The sequence below is a fragment of the Occultella aeris genome (assembly GCF_902703175.1).
GTDB lineage: Bacteria > Actinomycetota > Actinomycetes > Actinomycetales > Beutenbergiaceae > Occultella > Occultella aeris.
This window is the reverse complement of sequence record NZ_CACRYJ010000060.1, coordinates 1-20029: the sequence shown is the minus strand read 5'-3', so window position 1 is coordinate 20029 and position 20029 is coordinate 1. Positions and strand designations below refer to the sequence as shown.

Sequence of the window (20029 nt, the reverse complement as noted above, 5' to 3'; positions counted from 1 at the left end):
GCCGGTCCGCTAGACCAGGCAGCTGGGCCCGAGCAACGCCTTCAGGTCGCCGTACAGGGCCGGCGTCCGCTCCACCCGCAGCCCGTCCTCGAGCCGGAGCACGGTGGCCCGGCCGGGTGAGGTGAGCTTCACGTGCACCTCGGTGACCCCGGGGTGGGTGGACAGGATGTCGCGGAGCTGCTCCACCACCGGGGTGGTGCAGCGGTTCGTGGGGATGGACAGCATCATCGGCGCGTCGTCACCCACGGACACGTCCGGGATGGACACCTCCATGGCCTGCAGCTGCATGGCCTCGTCCCGGCGGCGCACCCGCCCGCGCAGCACCACCACCTGGTCCTCGGCGAGGATCGTCGAGTAGGCCAGGTAGGTCTCGCCGAAGAACATGACCTCGACCGAACCCTCCATGTCCTCGATCGTGACCGCGGCCCACGCATTGCCCTGCTTGGACATCTTGCGCTGCAGCGAGGTGATCAGCCCGGCGATGGTCACCGTGGACCCGTCCGGGCGGGCCTCGTCCGCGTTCAGCGTCGCGATCGAGACGTCCGCCGACTGGGTGAGCACGTGCTCGATGCCGGACAGAGGGTGGTCGGACACGTACAGGCCGAGCATCTCCCGCTCGAAGGCGAGCTTCTGCTTCTTGTCCCACTCGGGAAGGTCCGGGACCTCGACGGCGAAACCGCCGCCGTCGCCGTCCCCGCCACCCAGGGAGGCGAACAGGTCGAACTGCCCCTCGGCCTCCTTGCGCTTGACCCCGATCACCGAGTCGACGGCCTGCTCGTGCACCATCAGCAGCGCGCGGCGGGTATGGCCGAGGGAGTCGAACGCCCCGGCCTTGATCAGCGACTCGATGGTCCGCTTGTTGCAGACCACCGCGGGCACCTTCTCGAGGAAGTCCGTGAAGGAGGTGAAGTCCCCCTTCTCCTCGCGGGCGGCCGCGATCGCGGCGACCACGTTCGCGCCGACGTTGCGCACGGCGGCGAGTCCGAACCGGATGTCCGTGCCGACCGGGGTGAACGTGGCCGCGGAGGCGTTCACGTCCGGCGGCAGGACCGTGATGCGCATCCGGCGGCACTCGTTCAGGTATAGCGCCGACTTGTCCTTGTCGTCCCGCGTGGAGGTGAGCAGGGCGGCCATGTACTCGGTCGGGTAGTTCGCCTTGAGGTAGGCGGTCCAGTAGGAGACCAGCCCGTACGCGGCCGAGTGCGCCTTGTTGAAGGCGTAGTCGGAGAACGGGACGAGCACGTCCCAGAGGGTCTTGATCGCGTTCGCGGAGTAGCCGCCCTCGCGCATCCCGGAGCTGAACTTGTCGAACTCGGCGTCCAGCACCTCGCGCTTCTTCTTACCCATGGCCCGCCGGAGCAGGTCGGCCTGCCCGAGCGTGTACCCGGCCAGGTGCTGGGCGATCGCCATCACCTGTTCCTGATAGACGATCAGGCCATGGGTGGTGCCGAGGACCTCCTCGAGCGGTTCGGCCAGCTCGGGGTGGATCGGCGTGATGTCCTGCTGGCCGTTCTTGCGCAGGGCGTAGTTCGTGTGCGAGTTCGCGCCCATCGGGCCGGGCCGGTACAGGGCGCCGACGGCGGAGATGTCTTCGAAGTTGTCCGGCCGCATCAGGCGCAGCAGCGACCGCATGCCGCCGCCGTCGAGCTGGAACACGCCGAGGGTGTCCCCGCGGCTGAGCAGGGTGTAGGTCGGGCGGTCGTCCAGCGGCAGGTCCTCGACCACCACCGGCTCCTTGCCGTTGACGACGATGTTCTCGAGGGCGTCGTCCAGGATGGTCAGGTTGCGCAGCCCGAGGAAGTCCATCTTCACCAGGCCGAGGTCCTCCCCGGCCGGGAAGTCGATCTGGGTGATGATGGCGCCGTCCTGCTCGCGGCGCATGATCGGGATGATGTCGATGAGGGGCTCGCTGGCGATGATGACGCCCGCCGCGTGCACCCCCCACTGCCGCTTCAGGTTCTCCAGGCCGCGGGCCGTCTCGAGCACCCGCTGGGCGTCCGGGTCGATCTCGACGACCTTGCGGAACTCGTCCGCCTCCGCGTAGCGCTTGTCGTCCGGGTTGTAGATGCCCGAGAGCGTGACGTCCTTGCCCATCACGGCCGGCGGCATCGCCTTGGTGAGCTTCTCCCCCATCCCGAACGGGTAGCCGAGCACCCGCGAGGAGTCCTTGAGGGCCTGCTTGGCCTTGATCGTGCCGTACGTGACGATGTAGGCGACCTTGTCCTCGCCGTAGGTGTCGGACACGTACTTGATGACCTCGCTGCGACGACGCTCGTCGAAGTCGATGTCGAAGTCCGGCAGGGACATCCGCTCGGGGTTGAGGAACCGCTCGAAGATCAGCCCGTTCTTCAGCGGGTCGAGCTCGGTGATGCTCATCGCGTACGCCGCCATCGACCCGGCGCCGGAGCCACGACCGGGCCCGACGCGGATGCCGTTGTCCTTGGCCCAGTTGATGAAGTCGGCGACCACCAGGTAGTAGCCGGCGTAGCCCTTGGAGGTGATGATGTCGATCTCGTACTCGGCCTGCTTGCGGACCTCGTCCGGGACCGTCTCGCCGAACCGCTTGTGGAGGCCGACCTCCACGGACTTCACGAAGGTGGAGATCTCGTCCTCGCCCTCGGGCACCGGGAAGTGCGGCATGTACTTGCCGACCTGCTCGGTGAACGTCACGTCGCACTGCTCGGCCACGAGCAGCGTGTTGTCGCACGCCTCGGGGTAGTCCCGGAACAGCTCGCGCATCTGGGCGGCGGACTTCAGGTAGTACCCCTGCCCCCCGAACGCGAACCGCTTGCCGCCCTGCTCGTACGTGGGCTCGTCCAGGGTGGCCCCGGACTGCACGCACAGGAGCGCCTCATGGGCGTGGGCGTCCTCCTCCTTCGTGTAGTGCAGGTCGTTGGTGGCCAGCAGCGGCGCACCGATCTCCTTGGCGATCTCGATCAGGTCGGCGAACGTGCGGCGTTCGATGTCGAGACCGTGATCCATGATCTCGATGTAGAAGTTCTCCTTGCCGAAGATGTCCTGCAGCTCCCCCGCTGCCCGGACCGCCTCCTCGCGCTGCCCCAGTCGCAGCCGTGTCTGGATCTCCCCGGACGCGCAGCCACTGGTCGCGATCAGGCCCTCGGCATACGTGGACAACAGGTCCCGGTCCATCCGGGGCCACTTGCCGAGCTGCCCCTCGAGCGAGGCGAGCGAGCTCATCCGGAACAGGTTGTGCATGCCCTGCGTGGTCCGCGAGAGCAGTGTCATGTGCGTGTACGCACCACGCGCGGAGACGTCGTCGCCCGCCTGGCTCGCCTCGCCCCAGCGGACGCGGGTCTTGTCGAACCGGGACGTGCCCGGGGTGACGTACGCCTCCACGCCGATGATCGGCTTGATGCCGTACTTGCGGGCCTTCGACCAGAAGTCGTAGGCGCCGAACAGGTACCCGTGGTCCGTGGTCGCGACCGCCGACTGGCCGAGGCGCTGCGCCTCCTTGAACAGGTCGTCCACCCGTGCCGCCCCGTCCAACATCGAGTACTCGGTGTGGACGTGGAGGTGCACGAAGTCGTCGGACATGCAGGCGATTCTAGGTCGAGCCGGGGACACTCTGGGGAGGGTGTCCGGCGTGCCCGATCGGCCCGGCGTGTCGCCCGGCGTGTCTGCCTCGGACCCCGACGGCGGGTCCCGGCTCGGGCGCTACCCGTACCCTGATCCCGTGGGGACGACGGGCCGACGGCGAGGCGCGTCGATGCTCCTCGTGCTCGCCCTGGCCGCGGCGTGCGTCGGGTGCGCCGGGCGCGCGCCGCAGCGGTGGTCCCCCGAAGCCGGGGCGAACTGGCAGATCGTACTGGCCGCCGAGCCGGGTGCCGGCGTCGAACTCCTCGACGGCGTGGCGGTCTACGACCTCGATGGCACCGACACCTCACCCGAGCAGGTCGCCACGCTCGCCGAGGCCGGGGCGCGGACGATCTGCTACGTCAACGCGGGCGCATGGGAGGACTGGCGCGACGACGCCGACGAGTTCCCCGCCGAGGTGATCGGGGCGGCGTACCCCGGCTGGGACGGGGAGCGCTTCCTCGACATCCGCCGCCTGGACGTCCTCGCGCCACTGATGCAGGCGCGGCTGGACGCGTGCGCCGCGGCGGGCTTCGACGCCGTCGACCCGGATAACATCGACTCCTACGACACCGAGACCGGCTTCGACCTGACCCGGGCGGACGCCGTCACCTACGCCCTGTGGTGGGCGAGCGCCGCGCACGAGCGGGGACTCGCCGTCGGGCAGAAGAACGCACCCGACCTCGTGGGCGAGCTCGTGGACTCCTTCGACTTCGCCGTGACCGAGGACTGCGCGGCGGATGGGTGGTGCGCGGCCCTGGGCCCGTATCTCGACGCGGGACGGCCGGTGTTCGCGATCGAGTACACCGACCGCACCAGCCCCGGCGACTTCGCCGAGTTCTGCGACGATCCCGCCCTGTCCGGGTTCTCGCTGATCCTGAAGCACCGCGAGCTCGACGATCGGCGGGCGGGCTGTGAGTGAGGCCGCTATTGTCGCCGAATGGCTGAACTGAGCGCGCTGCCGGGTGGGCGCTGGCGCGAGGTGGCCGCCGCCACGGGACTGCTGGGCGCCACCGGCGCACCGCGGCCCACCATCTTCGCGGAGATGTCCGCCCTCGCCGCGAGCACCGGCTCGCTGAACCTCGGTCAGGGCTTCCCCGACGCCGACGGTCCCGAGACGGTCAAGGCGGCCGCCGCGGCAGCCATCGCGGCCGGTCACAACCAGTACCCGCCGGGGCCGGGGATCCGGGTACTGCGTGAGGCGATCGCCGCCCACCAGGACCGCCACTACGGGATCGCCCTTGACCCGGACACCGAGATCCTGGTCACCGCCGGTGCCACCGAGGCGATCGCGGCCGCGGTGCTCGCGCTCGCCGGTCCCGGTGACGAGGTCCTCACCCTCGAGCCGTTCTACGACTCCTACGCCGCGGTGATCGCCCTGGCCGGCGCCACGCACACGAGCGCACCGCTGCGCCCCGGCACCGATCCCACCGACGGCTTCCGGCTAGACCTGGCCGCCCTGCGGGACGCGTTCACCCCGGCCACCCGGGTGGTCCTGCTCAACTCCCCGCACAACCCGACCGGCGCCGTGCTGAACCGCCCCGAGCTCACCGAGATCGCCCGCCTCGCCGCCCAGTACGACGCCGTCGTGGTCACCGACGAGGTCTACGAGCACCTCACCTACGACGGCGCCGTCCACGTCCCGATCGCGACCCTGCCCGGCATGACCGAGCGCACTCTGACGATCTCCTCGTCCGGCAAGACGTTCTCCCTGACAGGCTGGAAGATCGGCTGGGTGAGCGGCCCGGCGGGGCTCGTCGACGCCGTCCGCGCCGTCAAGCAGTTCCTCACGTACGTCAGCGGGGCCCCCTTCCAGCCGGCGATCGCGACGGCGCTCGACCTGGAGACCGGCAGTGGCCCGGACGCCACCTGGGTGCGTGACCTGGCCGCGTCGCTGCAGCGGCGCCGGGACCTGCTCACCGAGGGCTTGACGGACGCCGGGTTCAGGGTGATCCGGCCGCAGGGCACCTACTTCGTCATTGCCGACGCCGCCGACCTGCTCACCGGGTCGCTCGCGCCGACCGGCATCGAGACGGGAGCCGACCTGTGCCGGGAACTGCCGACCCTGGCCGGCGTCGTCGGGGTGCCCACCAGTGCGTTCACCCGGGCCGGCTCCGACGCCGACCGCGCGCTGGCCACTACGGTGCGGTTCACGTTCGTGAAGTCGACCGAGGTGCTCACCGAGGCCGTCCGGCGCCTACGGGTGTTGGGCGGCTAGCCTGAGACCTGACACCGCGCGGGCCTGAGGAGGCGCCTGATGGCCGATCTGAGCACGGACGACGTGTGGCGCGTCCTGGAGAAGCAGAACTTCATGGTGATCGGGATGGTCTCGGCACGCGGGATGGCGCGGACCGCGGGTGTGATGCTGTGCGCCGTCGAGCGAGTGCTGTGGTTCACGACGAACACGCAGGAGTGGAAGGCCAAGCACCTGGCCGCGAACGGCGAGGTGTCGGCGACGGTCCCGATCCCGAAACGCATCCCGTTCGTGCCCTGGGTCAAGATCCCGGCCGCGACAGTCACGTTCGCGGGCGTCGCGCAGATCCTGCCCGCCGCACAGATGCCGCCGCACGCGCGCGCGACGCTGCTGCGCGGGCTCGAGCTCGGCGGGGAGGAACGTGGCGCACTGATCGGCGTCGGGGTGCGACCCGTCGGCGACTTCGTGACGTACGGTGTCGGATGCTCACTGCTCGAGATGCGGGACACGGAAAAGGCCAGGGGGCGCGCGCCGGCAGCGTGAGCTCGGCGGACAGCCGAGCATGAGCGACGTGCATTGCTGCCCTAGAGCCCGAACAGGGTGTCCGGCAGCAGGTGGGGCACGGTCATCACGGCCCAGAAGCGCAGCCAGCGCCCGGCCACGGAGATCAGTGCGAACAGCCACCAGCGCATCCGCACCGTGCCGGCGAGGACGCTGACCAGCGCGTACGGAGGCACGCCGGCGAAGGCGCTCACGGCGGTGACCAGGCTTGGACCCCAGACGTGGCGGCGGCACCACGCCTCCACCCGGTCCATGCCGTCCACCCAGCGGCCCTTCGCCGTCGACCGCTTGCGCAGATGGGCGAGGTCCAGCACGCCGCGGCCGAGCAGGTAGTAGAGCATCTTCCCGGCGACCTGCCCTACGGCGCCGGCGAGCGCCAGCCACACGGCCGGCACGTCCGAGACCAGTGCCACCGCCAGCAGGTACACCTCGGCGGGCAGCACGATCACGATCGCCGAGAGCAGGCAGTAGCCGAAGGCCGCGGCGAGTTCCAGCACGCCGCGAACCCTACCCGGGCCGGGCTGCGATGATGGTTGATGCGACCGGCCCACCCGTTCGCGGGCAGAAGGTAGGTGTGGCGTGTCCCGGATCGAGATCGTCGTGGTCGACGGCGAACGGTTCGAGGTGCGGCGTCAGGCCGGCACCTACCACCTCACCTGGCTGACCGGCCCGAACCCCGGATACGGCTTCAGCATGGGAAGCAACACCGGCGCAGCACTCGAGCCGGCGTGCCTCGAGACTGAGATCCGTGGGTTCCTCGGTCAGATCGACCCCGCGACCGGCTACCTGTAGGCCGCCGAACGCGACATCGTTGGCCTCAAGCGCGCTGACGTGGCCAACAACCTCGCGCTCGACGGATCAAGCGGCCACGGTCACGCCGTCCGGGTCGCCACCGGCCGCCTCGGCGCCCGCCGCGCCGGGGTCCGCAGCGGTGTACCCGGCCAGACGCGACGCGGTGGCGCGGCGGACGAGGAGCGCAGCGACCAGGGCGAACAGCGTGGCCAGGGCGAACACGCCGCTGAACGGAGCGAACGCCGCCGGTCCGTCGGTGAGGGCACCGAACACCACGCCGGTACCGGCCAGGGCGACCGCACCACCGATGGAGTCGGCGATGGTCAGGGCGGAGCTGTTGAAGCCGCGGTCGGTGTCGGATGACAGCGCCAGCGTCATCGTGGAGATCCGTGGGTAGGCCAGTCCCATGCCTGCACCGGCGAACGTCCACACGGCCACGGTCGCAAGGGGCGGCGCCGCCAGCACGCTGGTGAGCGTCGAGGCTGCGATGGCGAACAGAACCAGGCTCGTGCCCAGCCGCAGGACGCCCCGGTCGCTGACCCGGGCGGCCACCCGGCCGTGGATCTGGGAGGCGAGGGCCCACGCCAGTCCGCCGAAGGTGAGGCCGAAGCCCGCCAGCACCGGAGTCACGTGGTGGACGTCCGTGAGCAGGTAGGGCAGGTAGACCTGGGCACCGACGAACGCCCCGGACAGGAAGCCCCGCAGGGTGATGACGGCGGGCAGGCCGCGCCGAGCGCGCAGGGCACCGGCGGGCAGCAGCGGGCGCAGCGCGATCAGCACCACCACGAGCGCGGCCGCCGCAGCGACCCAGCCCGCCGGTGTCCCAGTCCCCGAGGTCAGGTCGACGGTGAGCACTCCGGCCGCGACGAGCGCCGCCCAGGCGACCGTGCCGAGGCGCCACGGCGCCGCGCCGGGTGCGTCCGCGGCGAGCCGGCGCAATGCCGGTCGGAGCATGATGACGGCCGGCACGACGAGCAGGATCACGCCGTGGAACACCCAGGGCCAGCCGAGGTTCTCGGCGACCAGGCCGCCGAGGAACGGCCCGACCAGCGACGGCACCACCCACGCTGCGGCGAAGCCGGCGAAGATCCGGGCGTGCAGCTCGGGCGGGTAGATGCGGGCGACCATCACGAACAGGGACACCGTGATCGCCCCACCGCCGAGTCCGTGCAGCAGGCGCCCGGCGACCAGCACCTCCATCGAGGTGGCGAACCCGGCGATCCCGAGGCCGATCACGAACAGGGCGAGCGAGGCGAGCAGCGGACCCCGTGGCCCGGTCCGGTCCGACCACTGCCCCGCGATGACCATTCCGATGATGCCGACCGCCAACGGTCCGGAGAACGCGAGCGCGTACAGGGAGGCACCGTCCAGGGCCGCGCTGATGCCGGGCATCACCGTGGTCACGGCGAGCGACTCGAACGCCGCGAGGAACACCAGGGCGCACATGCCGACGCTGATCCAGCGCAGTCGGGGTCCGAGAACGGACAGGGGTGCCTCAGCGGCCACGGGAGCGGTCATGATCATCAGGCTAGAGTCTCAACCTAGGTTCAGGTCAAGGAGTTGACGCATGCCCAGGATCGAGGGTGGGAAGACGCACGTGCTGACAGTAGGTGAGCTCTCCGCGCGCAGCGGTGTTGCGCCGTCGGCGTTGCACTTCTACGAGCGGCAGGGGCTGATCAGCGCCGAGCGTACCGCCGGCAACCAGCGCCGGTACCGGCGGGACACGCTGCGCCGGGTCGCGTTCATCCGGGTGTCCCAACGCGTGGGGGTCCCCCTCGCCCGGATCCGCCTGGCGCTCGACTCGTTGCCGTCCGGCCGGACCCCGACCAAGGCCGACTGGGCCCGACTGTCCCGGATGTGGCGCAGCGAGCTCGACGAGCGGATCGCGGCACTCGAGCACCTCCGTGACGACCTCACCGGGTGCATCGGCTGCGGCTGCCTCAGCCTGCGCACCTGCACACTGCAGAACCCCTCGGACACCCTCGGCGCGACCGGTACCGGTCCACGCCGCTGGGCCGACGTCACGACGTCGTGAGCACCTTGACGGCGTCGCGGTGCCAGATCCGGGCGTCCAGGTAGCGGTCGACCCCGATCTCGTAGCCGAGCGAACGGTAGAACGGCATAGCGGTCTCCTGCGCGGACAGCTCGACCCGGACCGACGCCGGCTCCCCGGCCGCGTGCTCGGCCAGGGCGATCTCCTCGAGGGCGGCCATGAGCACCCGGCCCACCCCCCGCCGTCGGGCGCTGCCCCGCACCGCGACCCGGGTCGCGTGCACCACGCCCGGGTGCGCGGGGTCGGCGAGCAGCCGCGCGGTGCCGAGGTCCGCGGCGCCGGTGACGTCCTCGGGATCGTCGGTGACGAGCACGTGCGCCGTGCCCGGCCGGGCGTCGAGGTCGTCGAGCTCCTCGTCCTCGCGCACGCCCTGCTCGCCGACGAACACCTCGAACCGGATCGCGTGCACGCGAGCCAGGCCGGCCGCGTAGGCAGTGCCAGTACTGCGGGCAACATCGACCCGGAGCACCCTCACGGCCCCTGCAGCCTCTCCAGCGCGACCGTGAGGTCCTCGGGGTAGGAGCTGGTGACCTCGAGCCAGTCCCCCGTGGCCGGGTGGTGGAAGCCGAGCCGCATGGCGTGCAGCCACTGGCGGGTCAGCCCGAGTTTCTGGGCGATCGTCGGGTCGGCACCGTAGGTCAGATCCCCCACGCACGGGTGGTGCACGGCGCTCATGTGGACCCGGATCTGGTGGGTCCGCCCGGTCTCCAGGTGGATCTCCAGGAGCGAGGCCCGCCGCATCGCCTCGAGGGTCTCGTAGTGCGTGACACTGTCCTTGCCGTCGGCGACGACGGCCCATTTGTAGTCGAGCGTGGGGTGCCGCCCGATCGGAGCGTCGATCGTGCCGGTCGACGGGTCCGGGTGCCCCTGCACCACCGCGTGGTAGACCTTCTCGACGGTGCGCTCCTTGAAGGCCCGCTTGAGCACGGTGTAGGCCCGCTCGCTCTTGGCGACGACCATCAGCCCGGACGTGCCGGCGTCGAGCCGGTGCACGACGCCCTGGCGCTCCGGCGCCCCCGACGTGGAGATCCGGTAGCCCGCCGCGGCGAGCCCGCCGACGACGGTCGGCCCGCTCCAGCCCGGGCTCGGGTGCGCGGCCACGCCCACCGGCTTGTCCACGACCACCACGTCGTCGTCGTCGTAGCGGATTGCCATCCCCGGCACCGGCTCCGGCGGCGCCGTCGGGGCAGGGGCGAGGTCAGCGAGGGTGACCTCGAGCCAGCCGCCCGCGACGAGCCGGTCGGACTTGCCGAGCGGACGCCCGTCCAGCAGCACGTCGCCGTTCGCGGCGAGCTCGGCGGCGCGGGTGCGGCTCAGCCCGAGCAGCCGGGCGAGCGCGCTGTCCACCCGTTCCCCGGCCAGCCCGTCCGGGACCGGCATGGAGCGCGTGTCAGCCACGGTCGGTGCCGTTCGTGGTGGTGCCGTCACCGGGCTCGACGGCGGTACTCGCCTCGTCTGCGGCGGCCCGGTCCTGCTCGGGCGTGGTCTCGTCCGACTCGACGGCGGAGCTCGGCTCCTCGTCGACGGCGGCCTTCACCTCGGGGTCGACGTGCCCGGCCGGGGCCAGCCGGCGACCGTCCACGCTGATCCCGCGGAAGGTGAGCACGGCGACGGCGATCGCGGACAGCACGATCGCGATGTCCGCGACGTTGCCGACGAACCAGTTGTTGTAGTTGATCATGTCGACCACGTGACCGACGCCGAAGCCGGGCTCGCGGAACAGCCGGTCCGCCAGGTTGCCGAGGTTGCCGCCGAGCAGAGCACCCAGTGCAATGGCCCAGGCGAGCGACCCGAGCCGCCGGGCGACCACGATGATGACGGCCGTGACCACGGTCGCCGCGATCGTGAAGAACCAGGTGGAACCCTCCGCGAAAGAGAAGGCGGCGCCGGAGTTGAAGACGAGGCTCAGCCCGAGCAGGTCCCCGATGATCGGGACGTACTCACCCGGCTCGAGGCGGGTCACCGCGAGGTACTTGACGATCTGGTCCACCACAAGCACCACCACGGCGAGTCCGGCCAGCAACGCGAGCAGGCGCCGCCGACGGGCGGGCGCGATGGTCAGGTGCCGGCCCGCAGGCGAGGCGCCGTCCGATCCGCGCGTCTCCTCGGCGTCCGACGGCGTCGGCTCCGTCGAACGGTCCATGGGTACTGCCCTTCGGCTCAGGAACGGCGGCGGGCCCCCTGGTCGGAGGCCCGCCGCCGTTGTGGTGCGAACTATGGTGCGCTACGAACTACGGGCGGCGCGACTCGCCGGGCTCGCCGGAGTACGCCGAGGACACGTTGCCACGACCCTCGACGTCGGAGAGCAGGCCCTCCAGGTAGCTCTTCAGGCGGGTGCGGTAGTCCCGCTCGAACACGCGCAGCTCGTCGATCTTGCGCTCCAGCAGGGAGCGCTCACCCTCGAGCTGGTTCAGGGTGCGGGCCCGCTGCTCATCGGCCTCACGGGTGAGGCGCTCGCTCTCGACGGTGGCCTCGGAGATGATCCGGTCCGCCTCGGCCTTGCCGTTGCTGACGTACTCGTCGTGGACGCGCTGGGCCAGCTGGAGCATCCCGGTGGCGGACTCCGGCTCGGTTCCGGCGGACGGCGGCGTGAACGCGGCAGCCGCAGGGGCGGCGGGGGTCTCCTCGGCCTCAGGCGCCTGCTCGGGTTCGGCCTGCGCCTCGGGCTGCTCGCCAACGGCGGCGAACTGCGTGGTGTCCTCCGCAGAGGCCGCCTCGCCGCCGGCGAAGCCGGAGAGCTCGGAGATGCGGCGCTCCGCCGCGTCGAGCTTGGCCTTCAGTTCCTCGTTCTCGCCGCCGACCACCCGAAGGGTGTTCACGATCTCGTCGAGGAAATCGTCGACCTCGTCCTGGTCGTAGCCCTCACGGAACTTGGTCGGCTGGAACTTCTTGTTGAGGACGTCGTCTGCCGTCAGCAGCGCCATAGTCGTCACCTCGGTCTAGGTCGTTCGGATCAGCGACAGTGTGTCACTGACGCAGGTTCACGGTAGCGGACTTCTCGGTACTTGCATCTCAAGCAGGTGTCAATGGCCGCAGGACGGCCATCAGCACCGAGACCACGATGATCAGCACGAGGAACGCGAGATCGATCGCGAAACCGCCCAGCCGCAACGGCGGGATGAGCCGCCGGAGCGCCTTCAGGGGCGGGTCGGTGATGGTGTAGACCACCTCGGCGACCACCAGCATCACGCCGGTGGGCTTCCAGTCCCGGGCGAACTGGATCACCCAGTCCAGAACGACCCGGACCAGCATGAAGATCAGGAACAGCAGCAGGAGCAGATAGACGACCCCGACGACCCACGCCACGATCAGCTCTGGTTGAAGAACCGGGCCTTGGCTTCAGGCTCGTGCGACTCCGTCGCCACCTCCACCGTGGCGGGCGAGAGGAGGAACACCCGGCTGGTGACCCGCTCGATGGCACCGCGGAGCCCGAAGACCAGACCCGCGGAGAAGTCGACGAGGCGCTTGGCCTCGGCGTCGGTCATGTCGGTGAGGTTCATGATCACCGGGGTCCCGGACCGGAACGCCTCGCCGATCACCTTCGCGTCGTTGTAGGTACGCGGGTGCACGGTCGTGATCCGGCGAAGGTTGGCACCGGTGTGCGATGCGGCACGTGTGATCGGAGTCACCTGGGCCTCCTGGGCAGGGGCGTCCTCGACGGTCTCGTACGCCTCGTAGTCGTCGTAGGAGTCCTCGACGTCGTGGGAGTCGACCTGCTGGTCGTCGTAGGCACTCTCGCGGTCGGCCTCGGAGAGCCCGAGGTACATCATCGTCTTGCGCAGCGCTCCGGCCATGCCTGCTCCTCATGTGATCGCCGGGCGGCGGGTGATCTCTCGCCCGTAGGTGTGGGGTGGGTGTCGTTGCCTCTGACGCTAGACCAGCGATCCCGAGCCCGCCGTCACCGGTCGCGGCGTGTCGTCGCGCGGCCGCGATCACCCCGCCAGCGCCACCACACCCGCGAACCGTCCGGTCAGGCCGTCCCGCCGGTAGGAGAACAGGTCCGGGTCCTCGCGCGTGCACCGGTCGTGGTGCTGCACGCTCGCCACGCCCGCTTCGGCCAGCTGGACGCGCACCCCAGCGACGAGGTCCAGCGACGGCGTGCCCCAGGACGTCGTGGCGGCCAGCTCGGGGATCAGCGCGGCGGACTCGCTGCGCAGTTGTGCCGGAACCTCGTAGCAGCGCCCACAGATGGACGGGCCGATGGACGCGAAGAGCGCCGGCGCCCCTGCCGCACGCATCCGGGACAGGGTGTTGCTCAGCACCCCGGCCAGCAGGCCGCGCCGCCCGGCGTGCACGGCGGCGACGAGGTGTTCCCCGGCGAGCAGGATCGGCACACAGTCGGCGACCAGCACGCCGAGGCCGACGTCGGCCCGGTCGGTCAGCGAGGCGTCCGCCTCGGCTACGGCGACAACGTCCGGCTCCGGTGGCGCACTCACCGCGTGCACCCGGTCGGAGTGCACCTGGGTCAGGTATGCGACCGGCCGGCCGAGCCGCTCGGCGACCCGGCGTCGGTTCGTCGCGACGGAGTCAGGGTCGTCGGACACCCCGGCGCCGAGGTTCAGCGACTCGTACGCCCCGCGACTGACGCCGCCCGCACGCGTGGTGAAGCCGCCGACCGCGGCCGGGCCGAGGTCGGCGGCCAGCACGTCACTTGAGGAAATCGGGCACGTCCAGGTCGTCCTCGCGGCGGCTGCGGGGCTGCTCGTCGAAGACCCGCGGCACCTCCAGCCCCTGGGTCGGCTGGCCGTTCTGCGAGGGACGCTCCGGCGCGACCTGGGCGACCGGTACCGGCTCGCGCACGGGCGCCGGTCGAGGCGCCTCCTCCACCTGCTCGGCGGCGGTCGGCTCGACGACGGCCGGCGGCGTGGGCCGCTGGGCCGCCACCGGGGCGGCGGCGGGCTTGGACCTGCTCTGCTGCTGGTCCGCCCGGTTGGCCACCTTCGGGCCGCCGGCGTCGAAGCCCGCCGCGATCACGGTGACCCGCACCTCGTCGCCGAGCGCGTCGTCGATGACCGCGCCGAAGATGATGTTCGCCTCGGGGTGCGCTGCCTCCTGGACCAGCCGAGCCGCCTCGTGGATCTCGAACAGGCCGAGGTCGCTGCCGCCCTGGATGGAAAGCAGGACGCCGTGGGCGCCGTCGATGCTGGCTTCCAGCAGTGGCGAGGAGATCGCCAGTTCGGAAGCCTGCACGGCGCGGTCCTCCCCGCGCGCCGACCCGATCCCCATCAGGGCACTGCCCGCGCCCTGCATCACGGACTTCACGTCCGCGAAGTCCAGGTTGATGAGGCCGGGTGTGGTGATCAGGTCGGTGATGCCCTGCACGCCGGACAGCAGCACCTGGTCGGCGGACTTGAACGCGTCGAGCACCGAGACGTTCCGGTCGCTGATGGACAGCAGCCGGTCGTTCGGGATCACGATCAGGGTGTCCACCTCGGCGCGCAGCGCCTCGATGCCGGTGTCCGCCTGGACGCCACGGCGGCGACCCTCGAACGTGAACGGCCGGGTCACCACACCGATGGTCAGGGCTCCGAGGGAGCGGGCGATCTTCGCGACCACCGGCGCGCCACCGGTCCCGGTGCCACCCCCCTCACCCGCGGTGACGAAGACCATGTCGGCGCCGCGCAGGACCTCCTCGATCTCCTCCGAGTGATCCTCGGCCGCCTTCTTGCCCACCTCCGGGTCGGCGCCGGCGCCGAGCCCTCGGGTCAGTTCCCTGCCGACGTCGAGCTTCACGTCGGCGTCGCTCATCAGCAGGGCCTGGGCGTCGGTGTTGACGGCGATGAATTCCACGCCCTTCAACCCGACCTCGATCATGCGGTTGACGGCATTCACGCCGCCACCGCCGATCCCGACCACCTTGATGACCGCCAGATAGTTCTGCGGTGCCGCCACGTCAGTCCCTCTCGTTCGCCAGTCGCTTGGTGCTGGTCAGCCAGTCCCGGCCTTCCGGTGGCCGATCGTGCTTCCCACTCGTGCGTGGTCCCCCGGGAGGAACCCTGAACTCTCAACCTCAACCTGAGGTTTAGAGTTATGTCATTTTCTCGATGCAGATGACGCTAGGTGCCGCCGGGACGTTCGGCAATCACCGCGCGGGCGTGTCGCGCCGTGGGTTCGATTCACCGGCTACCTGGTGATCGGGCTGAGCGGCGCGGAGATGTCGTAGACAGCTGGGGGGACGGCAGCGGGCACGCTGCGCAGGGTCGTCAGCACGGCGACCTTGAGGTCACCGTCGTCCGCACTCCCCCAGATCACCTCGGCCCCGTCGGTCAGGGTGAACCGGACCTGGTTCGGCGTCTGCGCCCCGGCGTCGGCGACCTGGGCAAGCAGGTCCGGCGGAAGCTGCGACAGCACCGTCAGGACCGCCCGCAGCGACGCGGCCGTGCCCTCGTCGCCGAGCGGCACCGTGATCACCGGCAGCGCCTCGGTGGGCGCCTCGGTGTGCGCCAGCTCCACGCCCTCGGCGTCCAGGAGTGCGAACCCGCCGCCATCGGCAGCCACGCTGGCGACCGGGACCCTTGGCACGACCGCCACCTCCACACCGGACGGCCAGACCCGGCTGATCCGCACGTCCAGCACCCCGGTCAGCGACTCGATCCCGTTGGCCATGGCACCGGTGTCGAGGCGGGCGAGCGGCACCCCGGCCTGGGCCTGGACCACCTCGCGGACCTGGGCATCGGTGACGATCTCGGTCGTGCCGGTGATCGTGATCTCGTCCTCGGCGAGGGCGAGGACAGGTGAGTACAGGACCAGCCAGGCCAGGGCCGCGACGACCAGGACCGCCGAACCGATCCAGGCCATCGTGCGCCAGCGCAACCGGCGGCGGGCGGTCCGGCGCTCGGCCACGCGCTCGGCGAACTGGCCGCTGACCCGGCTCGCCGGTGAACCACCGACGACGGCGGGAGCCGGCTTCGCGGTCGTCGTCACCGTCTGCTTGGGTGCCGCCGGCACCTCGGTCGTCGGGCCCGTCCGCCGGACGGACGGCTTGGCCCTGGCCGGCGACGAGCGCTTCGCGGGCGCCGTGCGCTTCGCGGGTGCCGCGGTCTGGCGGGGCTTCGCGGGTGCCCTCATCGCGCCCGACCCTGTCCCTCGCGCTCGGCGAGGTCGGCGAGGATCACCGGGCCGAGCCGAGTCACGTCCCCGGCCCCGATGGTCGCCACCAGATCCCCGCTGCGCGCAGCAGCGGCGACGGCGTGGGCCGCCTCGAGGTGGTCCGGCAGGTACCGCGCCCCGGGCAGCCGGTCTGTGATGAGGGCGGAGGTGACACCGGGCCGCGGGTCCTCCCGGGCCGGGTAGATCGACGTCAGGATCACCTCGTCGGCGCCGGAGAGGGCGTCGGCGAACTCGGCGGCGAACGCCTCGGTGCGCGAGAACAGGTGCGGCTGGAACAGCACGATGACCCGCCCGGCCCCGGCCGCGCGGCGGGCGGTCGCGACGGCGGCACCGACCTTGGTGGGATTGTGTGCGTAGTCGTCGACCACCCGGACACCGGCGACCGTGCCCTTGTCCTCGAACCGGCGTGCCGTGCCGCTGAACGTGCCGAGGGCGCTCGCCATCGCCGCCGGATCGACGCCCAGCTCCACCCCTGCGCACCACGCGGCCGTCGCGTTCGCGACGTTGTGCGCTCCGGGGACGGCCAGGTCCAGTTCGACCTCCCCGGCGGCGGAGCGCAGCCGGGAGGCGGAAGAGCCCACACCGAGCTCGGTGTCGACGATCCGCACGTCCGCGCCCGCCGCAAGCCCGTACGTGAGCACGCGAATCCCTGCCGCACGCGCACGGTCGGTGAACCGCCGTGCGCCGTCGTCGTCCGCGCAGGCGATCACGGCGCCGTCGGGCCGGACCCGGGCGGCGAACGCGTCGAACGCCGCCTCGAACGCCGCGGCGGTGCCGTAGTGGTCGAGGTGGTCGGGTTCGATGTTCGTGACGATCGCGACGCGCGGGGTGTAGTTCAGGAACGAACCGTCGGACTCGTCGGCCTCCGCCACGAACACGGACCCGCTGCCCAGGTGGGCACCGGTGCCGAGGGCGAGCACGCGCCCGCCGATCGCGAAGGACGGGTCCAGCCCGGCCTCGCGTAACGCCACCGCGAGCATGGCTGAGGTGGAGGTCTTGCCGTGGGCGCCGGCGACGGCCACGAAGTCGGTGTCCGCGGCGGCGAGGGCGAGTCCCTGGGACCGGTGGATCACCTCGATGCCGGCGGCCCGTGCCGCGCGCAGCTCCGGGTTGTCCGGACGGATCGCGGAGGAGATCACCACGAGGTCCGCCCCGGCGACGTGCGCCGGGTCGTGGCCGACGTGAACCTGCGCGCCGAGCCGGCCGAGCCGGTCCAGCACGTCGGAGGCCTGGGAGTCGGAGCCGCTCACCTCGTGCCCACGGGCCAGCATGAGCTCGGCCACCACGGACATCCCGGCGCCGCCGATCGCGATGAAGTGGACTCTCATGTCGGCCCGGACCCGTTGCGGCGGGCTGCTGCCAGCACCAAGGCGACCAGTCGCGCCGCGCCGTCCCGGACCCCCACGGATGCGGCCCGGCGGCCCATCTCGGCGAGCCGGTCCGTGTCGGCCACGAGCGGCAGCACGCGTTCGCTCAACCAGGCGCCGGTGAGGTCCGCGTCCGGAACCAGAATGCCACCACCGGCGGCCACGGCCGCGGCCGCGTTCAGGCGCTGCTCGCCGTTGCCCACAGGCAGTGGTACGTAGACGGCGGGGATACCCAGGGCGGTGAGCTCGCTGACCGTGCCGGCGCCCGCACGGGCGATCACGAGGTCGGCGCAGGCGAGCGCGTCCTCCATCTCGGCCAGGTACTCGCGCACGTGGTAGTGGGCCCCCGGCGGCGCGCCGAGGTCGGCCAGCGCCCGGGTGACGGTCTCCGACTTGCCCCGGCCGGTCAGGTGCAGCACCTGGGCACCGGCGTCGACGAGCTCGGCTGCCACCTGTGGCACGGCCGTGTTCAGCCTGAGGGCGCCGAGCGAACCACCCGTGACGACCACCGTTGTCCGCTCGGGGTCCAGCCCGAGACGCTGCGCCCCGTGCCGGGCGGCGCCGGCCGCATCGGTGGTCCGCGCGGCGACGAGGTCGGCGATCGCGGGTCGCAGCGGCAGCCCCACGAGTTGCGCGCCCGGTAGCGAGCTGCCAGGAAACGTCACGCCGACGGCGGTCGCGAACCTCGCGCCGACGCGGTTCGCCAGGCCGGGCCGTGCGTTCTGTTCGTGCACGACGATCGGTACGCCCCGCCGTCGGGCAGCGATGTAGGCGGGCGTGGCGACGTAGCCACCGAAGCCGACCACGACGTCGGCGTCGACGGCCGCCAGGGCGTCGGCGGCGGTCCGGACGGCGGCGCGCCACCGTCCCGGGAACGCCAGCCACTCGGTGGAGGGGCGGCGCGGCAACGGCACCTTGGGGATGACCGTGAGCTCCAGGCCCGCCGCGGGCACCAGGTCCGCCTCGAGGCCCTCAGCCGTGCCGAGCACGAGAATGCGGGTGTCCCGGCCCTGGCGGCCCAGCTCCGCGGCGGTGGCGAGCAGCGGATTGACGTGTCCGGCCGTGCCACCACCGGCCAGGACCACGCTCAGGTCAGCCACGTGCCTTGCCCGAGGCCAGCCGTGGCGCGATCACGGCGAGCGACCGGCGCACCGACGCCTTACGCGCCGCGAGCGCCTCCTTCGCGCCGGGTTCACTGCGGGCGAAGGCGAGCACGATCCCGAGGGCGGCGAGCGTGGTGACCAGCGCCGAACCACCCGCGGAGACGAGCGGCAGCGGAAGCCCGATCACCGGGAGCACTCCGATCACCACGCCGATGTTGATGAGCGCCTGCCCGATGATCCAGCAGCCGATCGCGGCGGTGGTGATCTTCACGAACGGGTCCGGGTGCCGCTTGATGATCCGGGTCAGCCCGACTGCGAGCGCACCGAACAGGACGAGCACGAGGAGCGTGCCGAGCAGGCCGAGCTCCTCGCCGATGATCGCGAAGATGTAGTCGTTGTGCCCCTCCGGCAGCCAGAGCCACTTCTCCCGGGAGCCACCCAGGCCCACGCCGGAGATGCCGCCGGTGCCGAGGCCGCCGAGTGCGTGCCGGGGCTGCAGCCCGAGGCCCATCGGGTCCGCCGTCTCCGGGGAGAGGAAGCTCAGCAGTCGTTCGCGGCGGTTCGCCGAGGAGACCGCGAGGTACGCGACCGCCGCGGTGACCCCGGCAGCTGCGAGGGAGAACATCGACAGCGGCACCCCGGCCACCCAGAGGGCGCCGGCGACGAGGGCGATCAGGATCAGGGCCGTGCCGAGGTCGTGGGTGTACAGGACGATGCCCAGGAAGAGACCCGCGACCAGCACGGCAGGCATCAGCACGTGCGACCACTTCTTCAGGAGCGGCCCCTTCGCTGCGAGCACCGCGCCGAGCCAGACCGCGAGCGCCAGCTTGGAGAACTCGGCGGGCTGCAGGTTCTGCGGGCCGATATGGATCCAGCCGGAGTTACCGCCCTGGCTCAGTGAGAGAGGGCTGAACACCATCAGCTGCAGGCCGAGGGCGCCGATGATGCCCACCCAGGCCAGCTTGCGGATCCACCCAACCGGCAACCGGGAGATCCCGTATGCCACCGGTGCGGCGACGAGCGCGAACTTGGCCTGGTTGAGGAAGTCCGCGAACGGCGTCGCCCCCTCGGTGTCCCGGAGCGAGTACACGGTGGAGGCGGACAGCACCATCACAAGCCCGAGGAGGAGCAGCAGCAGCGTGGCTCCCCCGACCAGGTAGTAGCTCGTCGCCGGGGAGCTCCAGGTCGCGGTGCGTGCTGCCGACGCGGCCTTGGTCCGGTTCGACGCGGTCGTGGCGCGGCCCGTGCCCGACCC

Annotated in this window: 20 protein-coding genes; 5 read left to right on the top strand and 15 right to left on the bottom strand. The window is 71.5% G+C overall.

The window, feature by feature from the left end; translation table 11 throughout:
* Positions 1-9 precede the first annotated feature (9 nt).
* The gene (dnaE, locus tag HALOF300_RS21065; RefSeq protein ID WP_156742866.1) at positions 10-3555 is read right to left on the bottom strand and encodes a DNA polymerase III subunit alpha; all 3546 of its coding nucleotides are present in this window, start codon (positions 3553-3555) and stop codon (positions 10-12) included.
* Between the two features lie 139 nt (positions 3556-3694).
* Here dnaE and HALOF300_RS21060 point away from each other — a divergent pair, with 139 nt between their 5' ends.
* The 3 genes from HALOF300_RS21060 to HALOF300_RS21050 are packed head-to-tail and all read left to right on the top strand — an operon-like array spanning position 3695 to position 6331.
* Positions 3695-4516 carry an endo alpha-1,4 polygalactosaminidase gene (locus HALOF300_RS21060; protein ID WP_197522731.1) on the top strand — a complete coding sequence of 274 codons (822 nt, stop codon included), beginning with the start codon at positions 3695-3697 and terminating at the stop codon, positions 4514-4516.
* A gap of 18 nt (positions 4517-4534) precedes the next feature.
* Positions 4535-5812 (top strand): aminotransferase class I/II-fold pyridoxal phosphate-dependent enzyme, encoded by a 1278-nt coding sequence (locus tag HALOF300_RS21055; protein WP_156742865.1) that lies wholly within the window; start codon positions 4535-4537, stop codon positions 5810-5812.
* Between the two features lie 39 nt (positions 5813-5851).
* Positions 5852-6331, top strand: coding sequence for a pyridoxamine 5'-phosphate oxidase family protein (locus HALOF300_RS21050; protein WP_156742864.1), 480 nt, complete (start codon positions 5852-5854; stop codon positions 6329-6331).
* 41 nt (positions 6332-6372) lie between these two features.
* Here the strand turns inward: HALOF300_RS21050 and HALOF300_RS21045 are convergent, their stop codons facing one another.
* Entirely contained in the window at positions 6373-6846 is a 474-nt protein-coding gene (locus HALOF300_RS21045; RefSeq protein ID WP_197522730.1) for a YqaA family protein, read from the bottom strand.
* Positions 6847-6928: 82 nt separating this feature from the next.
* Here HALOF300_RS21045 and HALOF300_RS21040 point away from each other — a divergent pair, with 82 nt between their 5' ends.
* On the top strand, positions 6929-7141 hold the full coding sequence (locus HALOF300_RS21040) for a hypothetical protein (protein ID WP_231955669.1): 213 nt from the start codon (positions 6929-6931) through the stop codon (positions 7139-7141).
* A gap of 66 nt (positions 7142-7207) precedes the next feature.
* On the opposite strand, the gene HALOF300_RS21035 is transcribed toward HALOF300_RS21040, so the two are convergent.
* Entirely contained in the window at positions 7208-8659 is a 1452-nt protein-coding gene (locus tag HALOF300_RS21035; protein ID WP_231955666.1) for an MFS transporter, read from the bottom strand.
* 49 nt (positions 8660-8708) lie between these two features.
* On the opposite strand from HALOF300_RS21035, the gene soxR reads away from it, so the two are divergent.
* A complete protein-coding gene (gene soxR / locus HALOF300_RS21030; RefSeq protein WP_156742862.1) occupies positions 8709-9176 on the top strand; it encodes a redox-sensitive transcriptional activator SoxR in 468 nt (155 codons plus the stop codon).
* Here soxR and HALOF300_RS21025 read toward each other — a convergent pair.
* The 12 genes from HALOF300_RS21025 to HALOF300_RS20970 all read right to left on the bottom strand — a co-directional run.
* Entirely contained in the window at positions 9163-9669 is a 507-nt protein-coding gene (locus HALOF300_RS21025) for a GNAT family N-acetyltransferase (RefSeq protein WP_197522729.1), read from the bottom strand. The two genes, soxR and HALOF300_RS21025, sit on opposite strands and share 14 nt — an antisense overlap.
* Complete coding sequence (locus tag HALOF300_RS21020; RefSeq protein ID WP_408636990.1) at positions 9666-10574, bottom strand: RluA family pseudouridine synthase; 909 nt, start codon at positions 10572-10574, stop codon at positions 9666-9668. Before HALOF300_RS21020 ends, HALOF300_RS21025 begins: the two co-directional genes overlap by 4 nt.
* 10 nt (positions 10575-10584) lie before the next feature.
* Positions 10585-11337 carry a signal peptidase II gene (gene lspA / locus HALOF300_RS21015; protein WP_156742859.1) on the bottom strand — a complete coding sequence of 251 codons (753 nt, stop codon included), beginning with the start codon at positions 11335-11337 and terminating at the stop codon, positions 10585-10587.
* An 88-nt stretch (positions 11338-11425) separates the two neighbouring features.
* Positions 11426-12118, bottom strand: a complete 693-nt coding sequence (locus HALOF300_RS21010) for a DivIVA domain-containing protein (RefSeq protein ID WP_197522728.1) — start codon at positions 12116-12118, stop codon at positions 11426-11428.
* An 88-nt stretch (positions 12119-12206) separates the two neighbouring features.
* A complete protein-coding gene (locus tag HALOF300_RS21005) occupies positions 12207-12500 on the bottom strand; it encodes a YggT family protein (RefSeq protein ID WP_156742857.1) in 294 nt (97 codons plus the stop codon).
* Positions 12501-12502: 2 nt separating this feature from the next.
* Positions 12503-12988, bottom strand: coding sequence for a cell division protein SepF (locus HALOF300_RS21000; protein ID WP_156742856.1), 486 nt, complete (start codon positions 12986-12988; stop codon positions 12503-12505).
* A 138-nt stretch (positions 12989-13126) separates the two neighbouring features.
* Positions 13127-13840: a peptidoglycan editing factor PgeF gene (gene pgeF, locus HALOF300_RS20995; protein ID WP_156742855.1), complete on the bottom strand. Its 714-nt coding sequence runs from the start codon at positions 13838-13840 to the stop codon at positions 13127-13129.
* Position 13841: 1 nt separating this feature from the next.
* Positions 13842-15086 (bottom strand): cell division protein FtsZ, encoded by a 1245-nt coding sequence (ftsZ, locus tag HALOF300_RS20990; protein WP_156742854.1) that lies wholly within the window; start codon positions 15084-15086, stop codon positions 13842-13844.
* 231 nt (positions 15087-15317) lie between these two features.
* Positions 15318-16262: a cell division protein FtsQ/DivIB gene (locus HALOF300_RS20985; RefSeq protein ID WP_156742853.1), complete on the bottom strand. Its 945-nt coding sequence runs from the start codon at positions 16260-16262 to the stop codon at positions 15318-15320.
* Complete coding sequence (murC, locus tag HALOF300_RS20980; RefSeq protein WP_156742852.1) at positions 16259-17632, bottom strand: UDP-N-acetylmuramate--L-alanine ligase; 1374 nt, start codon at positions 17630-17632, stop codon at positions 16259-16261. Before murC ends, HALOF300_RS20985 begins: the two co-directional genes overlap by 4 nt.
* On the bottom strand, positions 17629-18771 hold the full coding sequence (murG, locus tag HALOF300_RS20975; protein WP_156742851.1) for an undecaprenyldiphospho-muramoylpentapeptide beta-N-acetylglucosaminyltransferase: 1143 nt from the start codon (positions 18769-18771) through the stop codon (positions 17629-17631). Before murG ends, murC begins: the two co-directional genes overlap by 4 nt.
* On the bottom strand, positions 18764-20029 hold a 1266-nt coding region (locus HALOF300_RS20970), incomplete at its 5' end, for an FtsW/RodA/SpoVE family cell cycle protein (protein ID WP_231955664.1). The genes murG and HALOF300_RS20970, both read right to left, overlap by 8 nt.

Bases quoted from the DNA above. Each gene is read 5' to 3' on its own strand.
- dnaE (WP_156742866.1), bottom strand. From the start codon at position 3,555: ATGTCCGACGACTTCGTGCACCTCCACGTCCACACCGAGTACTCGATG.
- HALOF300_RS21055 (WP_156742865.1), top strand. From the start codon at position 4,535: ATGGCTGAACTGAGCGCGCTGCCGGGTGGGCGCTGGCGCGAGGTGGCC.
- HALOF300_RS21050 (WP_156742864.1), top strand. From the start codon at position 5,852: ATGGCCGATCTGAGCACGGACGACGTGTGGCGCGTCCTGGAGAAGCAG.
- HALOF300_RS21035 (WP_231955666.1), bottom strand. From the start codon at position 8,659: ATGACCGCTCCCGTGGCCGCTGAGGCACCCCTGTCCGTTCTCGGACCC.
- soxR (WP_156742862.1), top strand. From the start codon at position 8,709: ATGCCCAGGATCGAGGGTGGGAAGACGCACGTGCTGACAGTAGGTGAG.
- HALOF300_RS21020 (WP_408636990.1), bottom strand. From the start codon at position 10,574: ATGCCGGTCCCGGACGGGCTGGCCGGGGAACGGGTGGACAGCGCGCTC.
- lspA (WP_156742859.1), bottom strand. From the start codon at position 11,337: ATGGACCGTTCGACGGAGCCGACGCCGTCGGACGCCGAGGAGACGCGC.
- HALOF300_RS21010 (WP_197522728.1), bottom strand. From the start codon at position 12,118: ATGGCGCTGCTGACGGCAGACGACGTCCTCAACAAGAAGTTCCAGCCG.
- HALOF300_RS21000 (WP_156742856.1), bottom strand. From the start codon at position 12,988: ATGGCCGGAGCGCTGCGCAAGACGATGATGTACCTCGGGCTCTCCGAG.
- HALOF300_RS20985 (WP_156742853.1), bottom strand. From the start codon at position 16,262: ATGAGGGCACCCGCGAAGCCCCGCCAGACCGCGGCACCCGCGAAGCGC.
- murC (WP_156742852.1), bottom strand. From the start codon at position 17,632: ATGAGAGTCCACTTCATCGCGATCGGCGGCGCCGGGATGTCCGTGGTG.